We start from the raw sequence: 5,264 nt of genomic DNA, 5'->3' as shown, positions 1-5,264 counted from the left end.
TTTCAATCTTCCTTACATAAGTGTAAAGTTGGTAGCACATTGTGAAGTTTATAAACTTTGAGAGAATTTTACATAATCCCATTACACAAACGTCGACGTGAAATGGATCATCCACCGACAGTGTGTCTCTTTCGAACAGCACGACATGCAAAACAGAATGCTTAAAATAAATGCATTTGTTTTGCATGAGGCATTCCTCCTGTTAAAAAGCAAACGTGTGAATTAACTATATAATAACACACTGCTTTCTATTAATAATCCTACCAATACTGAAAGTATATTAATAATACACCTTTGTTTTATCTTGCTTTATATTTTCTCTCATAAACCTCTTAAAAATACACTCTCTTGCGTGAGATAAATTATAATGCATTCTAAAAGTGCTTTTATTTTCTTTAAGGAAGGAAATAAAAGAGTGTACATAAAAATTTATTTCAATGGTAACGATACAATAAAAAATGTTAACCTGTTATATCCTTTTGGCTATTGCAGCCTGCGCTGCTGCTAAACGAGCAATTGGGACTCGAAAAGGAGAACATGAAACATAATCTAGGTTATTTTCTTCACATAAAGCAATAGAAGTAGGATCTCCTCCATGCTCACCACAAATTCCCAATTTTATTTTTGCACGCTTTGAGCGTCCACGCTGTGCTGCAATTGCAATCAGTTCTCCAACACCATCACGGTCAATAGATACGAAAGGATCGAGCTTTAAAAGACCTTTTTGAAAATAGGTTGCCAAAAAAGGAGCAGCATCATCACGGGAAATTCCAAAAGTGGTTTGTGTCAAATCGTTTGTTCCAAACGAAAAAAATTCTGCCGTTTCAGCAATTTCATCAGCTCTCAACGCTGCTCTTGGGAGCTCAATCATCGTCCCAACCATATACTGAATAGTGCTTCCCTTTTCTTTCATCACTTCCTCAGCAACCTGATCAATACGCGTTTTTACAAAATCGAGTTCAGATTTAAGTGCAATAAGTGGCACCATAATTTCAAGCATAACAGGAGATCCAGACTTTTGAGCAGCTTCTGCTGCTGCTTCAAAAATCGCCCGTGCTTGCATTTCGGCAATTTCAGGATAAGTAATAGCTAAACGGCATCCTCGTAATCCAAGCATAGGATTAAATTCATGCAACTGCTGTGCACGTTCGGAAAGCACTTCAGTAGAAACTCCCATAGCTTTTGCAACATCAAGAATTTCTGCATCGGTTTTTGGTAAGAATTCATGAAGTGGCGGATCAAGCAAGCGAATGGTCACAGGCAAACCACACATAATTTCAAATAATTCGCTAAAATCTGAACGCTGCATTGGCAAAAGCTTGTCTAACGCTTTGCGACGTCCACTTTCATCATGACTTAAAATCATTTCACGCATAGCAACAATGCGTTCACCAGAAAAAAACATATGCTCTGTACGGCAAAGACCAATACCTTCAGCCCCAAAAGAACGCCCCATATGAGCATCAGATGGTGTCTCAGCATTGGCACGAACCTTTATACGCCGCATTCCATCAGCCCATTCCATTAACTTTGCAAAGTCTCCGCACAACTCAGGCTGCAACATCGCAACCTTCCCTTTGAAAATTTCTCCACTTCCACCATCAATCGTGATAATATCACCTTTTTGAAAACTTTCTCCTGAAGCAAGCAGCGTATTTGTATTATAATCAATCCGTACACTACCAGCACCAGAAATACATGGTTTTCCCATCCCCCGCGCCACAACAGCAGCGTGGCTTGTCATACCGCCCCGTGTTGTTAAAATTCCTTCAGCAGCATACATACCATGAATATCTTCTGGGCTTGTTTCTACACGGACCAAAATAACTTTGCGCCCTTCTGCTGACGCCGTTTCTGCCTCTTCTGAAGTAAAAACAATTTCACCCGTTGCGGCTCCAGGAGAAGCCGGTAAACCACGTCCTATAACAAAACGTTCTGCTTTTGGATCAAGTGTTGGGTGTAAAAGTTGGTCAAGTGACTTTGCATCAATACGCATCACAGCCTCTTCACGACCTATTAACCCCTCCTCCACCATTTCAATTGCCATCTTGAGAGCCGCACGCGCTGTGCGTTTTCCTGAACGAGTCTGCAGCATCCATAATTTACCTTTTTCAATAGTAAATTCGAGATCTTGCATATCCCGATAATGCTGCTCAAGTTTCTGCGCGATCTGACATAACTTCAAAAAAGCTTCAGGCATGATTTTTTCTAAAGATGGCTTATTTGAACCAGCTACAATACGCGCATTTTCTGTAATATTTTGAGGCGTTCGAATACCCGCCACAACATCTTCCCCTTGCGCATTAACTAAAAACTCACCGTAAAGTTCTTTTTTCCCTGTCGACGGATTGCGTGTAAAAGCAACACCTGTTGCCGAATCTTCTCCCATGTTACCAAAAACCATCGCTTGCACATTAACTGCCGTTCCCCAACTTTCAGGAATGCTATGTAAACGGCGATAAGTAACGGCACGTGCTGTCATCCAACTTGAAAAAACGGCTCCAATCGCTCCCCATAACTGTTGTTCAGGATCTTGCGGAAAAGGGGTTCCTAATTTTTCTTCAACATAGGCCTTATAAGAAATAATAATATTCTTCCAATCATCTGCTGTCATTTCTGTATCAATAATGTAACCATTGCGTGCTTTTGCTTCATCAAGATTCTCTTCAAAATACGAATGGTCCAACCCCAAAACAACGTTAGAATACATTTGGATAAAACGCCGATAACTATCATAAGCAAAACGTTCATTATTGGCTTGTGAAGCAATTGCTTTTACAGTTTCATCATTCATGCCAAGATTCAGCACTGTATCCATCATCCCTGGCATAGAAGCTCGTGCCCCTGAACGAACAGAAAGCAAAAGTGGTCTTTGTTCATTCCCAAATTCACGACCTGTTTGTTCAGCAACGCGTCTTAGTGCTTTCTTAACAGATTCCTGTAGCTCTTCTGGATATGATTTGTCATGGGCATAATAAAAATTACAAACTTCTGTTGTCAGAGTAAAACCAGGTGGTACAGGTAAACCAAGATTACTCATTTCTGCCAAATTAGCGCCTTTACCTCCGAGAAGATTACGCTCATTTGCACTTCCTTCTGCGCTACCATCTCCAAAACTATAAACCCATTTTTTCATTGTACAAATCCTCCCATATCAGCATCAAAATACTATTCAACCTAGGCTTATTTAAAAGCGATAATTTGATTTTAAAATCAGCAAAACAAAAAATATCGCTTCATAAATGCATAATAACAATTCTCCCAAAAGAAAAAGGACCTCAAGTCTCTCTTATCCAACTTTTGGAAGATTAAAATTCAGTTTTTAAGATAACTATCAATCAAAGAAAAAAACTCTTCTACTTTCATGGCACCTTCATATTTATCACCATTGATAAAGAAAGTAGGCGTTGCTGAGACACCAAGTTCTTTACCACGCTCAAAAGATGCATTCACTTCATCTAAAATGGTCTGATTTTTCAAACAAGCCGTGAAACTTTCATCTGTAAAACCTGCCATTAAGCTAATTTTTTTCAACGGTGTCAGAGCATCTTTTCCCCAAACCCACTCATTTTGTTTTTGAAATAAAACTTCTATCAAAGGAAAATAGCGATCTTCTGGTGCACATCGTGCTAACATAAAACCAGCTGTTGCTCGAGGATCAAAAGCATAATCGCGGAAAATCATTTTCACTTTTCCTGTTTTGATATATTTTTTACGAATTTGGGGAAGGATATCATTATAAAAATGCGCACAATGCGTACATGTCAACGACGCATACTCAACAATGATGACTGGAGCATCCGTTTCTCCTTCAAAGCGATCCTTTACTTTACCCGATTTAAGAAGCTCAGCCATATCTACTGTTGCAACGGGCTTGGCACCGCGCGCTAAAGCAACTGCTACACTGTTTTGTACAATCGTTATGAAGAGAAAAATTATCCCGAAAAATAAAAAAGAACGATATTTTACCATAAATAATACTTTTCTGTTTGTTATTAAACGAATAGGAATCCAATGCTTTCCCCTATATTAAAGAAAAATATCTAAAATATCTTGCTATTTATTATTTTTTTCCGAGAAAATGCAACAGCCAAGTTTATAAAGTGATTGGTATAAGCTTTTATCTTCAATTCCTTCAAGCATTTTTTCTACGCATTTTTTGTCTTGTTCACTCAATGCCAGCTTTAGAGGAACATGATTCATAAAAACCGCCATATTCCTTTGCTCAATTTTGATGCCATCAATAGCAATATAGCCAAAAAATCCATTAATTCTATGAAGCAATTCCTCTGTTTCATGCATCAATTTTAATGCAGCAAATCCTTCACATGCGACAACAAGTGTTGCTGGCTTAAAAACTTCATCTTGATCCGCGCGACGTTTCCAAATAATTTTAAGGGGCATTGTATGCTCACTGATATCATAGCCCGCAATTTGTGGCCAATGTTCTATAAGCGCAACATTAAGCCCTGTCCGTTTGCGTAAAACTGGATCAAGTATTTTCAGTACCGTCTCAGAAAGAGAATAAAAAGCATGTTTTTTGAGTTGTTTTCTCATTTTTAGCTCATTGTTCAACCGTTTATTCAATTACTATCATTTGTTTCATCTGAAAATTATCACCTTCCCAATTTATAAATAGAAATTCTCTCCTCACCAGAATTTTGTGATAAAAATAAAAGAGCAAAAAATATGAATTACCAAATAAATACTTTTTTCTTTTGCATTTTACATCTCTCTATGCTTGAAAACAATCATGTATGAAATTTCTTCGCACCTCCTTTCTTGGTACGATCAAAATCACCGACATCTCCCATGGCGGGTTACTCCCGAAGAGCAAAAAAAAGGTATTCGTCCTGATCCTTATCAAGTTTGGCTGTCTGAAATCATGCTTCAACAAACAACCGTTGAAACAGTTAAACCCTATTTTAAAAAATTTTTGAAACTTTGGCCTGATCTTTCTTCTTTAGCAAAAGCCTCACAAGATGACATCATGAAAGCGTGGGCTGGACTTGGTTATTATTCACGCGCACGTAATCTTAAAAAATGTGCAACACAGCTTGTTGAAAACTATGCAGGACAATTTCCACAATCTGTAAAAGCATTGCGAACTCTCGCCGGCATTGGAGATTATACGTCCGCAGCCATTGCCGCAATTGCTTTTAACCACCCCATAGCAGTGGTTGATGGGAATGTCGAACGTGTGGTAGCCCGCCTTTTTGCTATCACTTCAATACTATCAAAAACCAAAGCTGAAATTAAAGAAC

At 38.5% G+C, this 5,264-nt stretch carries 3 protein-coding genes and 1 pseudogene; 1 reads left to right on the top strand and 3 read right to left on the bottom strand.

The window, feature by feature from the left end:
* Positions 1 to 469 precede the first annotated feature (469 nt).
* The 3 genes from ppdK to BN338_RS06650 all read right to left on the bottom strand — a co-directional run bounded on the left by ppdK (position 470) and on the right by BN338_RS06650 (position 4,557).
* Positions 470 to 3,136, bottom strand: a complete 2,667-nt coding sequence (gene ppdK / locus BN338_RS06660) for a pyruvate, phosphate dikinase (RefSeq protein WP_039760285.1) — start codon at positions 3,134 to 3,136, stop codon at positions 470 to 472.
* 179 nt (positions 3,137 to 3,315) lie between these two features.
* Complete coding sequence (locus BN338_RS06655; RefSeq protein ID WP_039760283.1) at positions 3,316 to 3,972, bottom strand: DsbA family protein; 657 nt, start codon at positions 3,970 to 3,972, stop codon at positions 3,316 to 3,318.
* An 84-nt stretch (positions 3,973 to 4,056) separates the two neighbouring features.
* Positions 4,057 to 4,557 carry a DUF721 domain-containing protein gene (locus BN338_RS06650; protein ID WP_039760282.1) on the bottom strand — a complete coding sequence of 167 codons (501 nt, stop codon included), beginning with the start codon at positions 4,555 to 4,557 and terminating at the stop codon, positions 4,057 to 4,059.
* A 196-nt stretch (positions 4,558 to 4,753) separates the two neighbouring features.
* On the opposite strand from BN338_RS06650, the pseudogene BN338_RS06645 reads away from it, so the two are divergent.
* A pseudogene (locus BN338_RS06645) lies at positions 4,754 to 5,264 on the top strand (A/G-specific adenine glycosylase); the annotation flags it as partial.

It is taken from the genome of Bartonella queenslandensis AUST/NH15, from assembly GCF_000312585.1.
Taxonomy (GTDB): Bacteria; Pseudomonadota; Alphaproteobacteria; order Rhizobiales; family Rhizobiaceae; genus Bartonella; species Bartonella queenslandensis_A.
The sequence above is the reverse complement of the archived record's forward strand: the minus strand, read 5'-3'. Positions and strand labels throughout refer to the sequence as shown.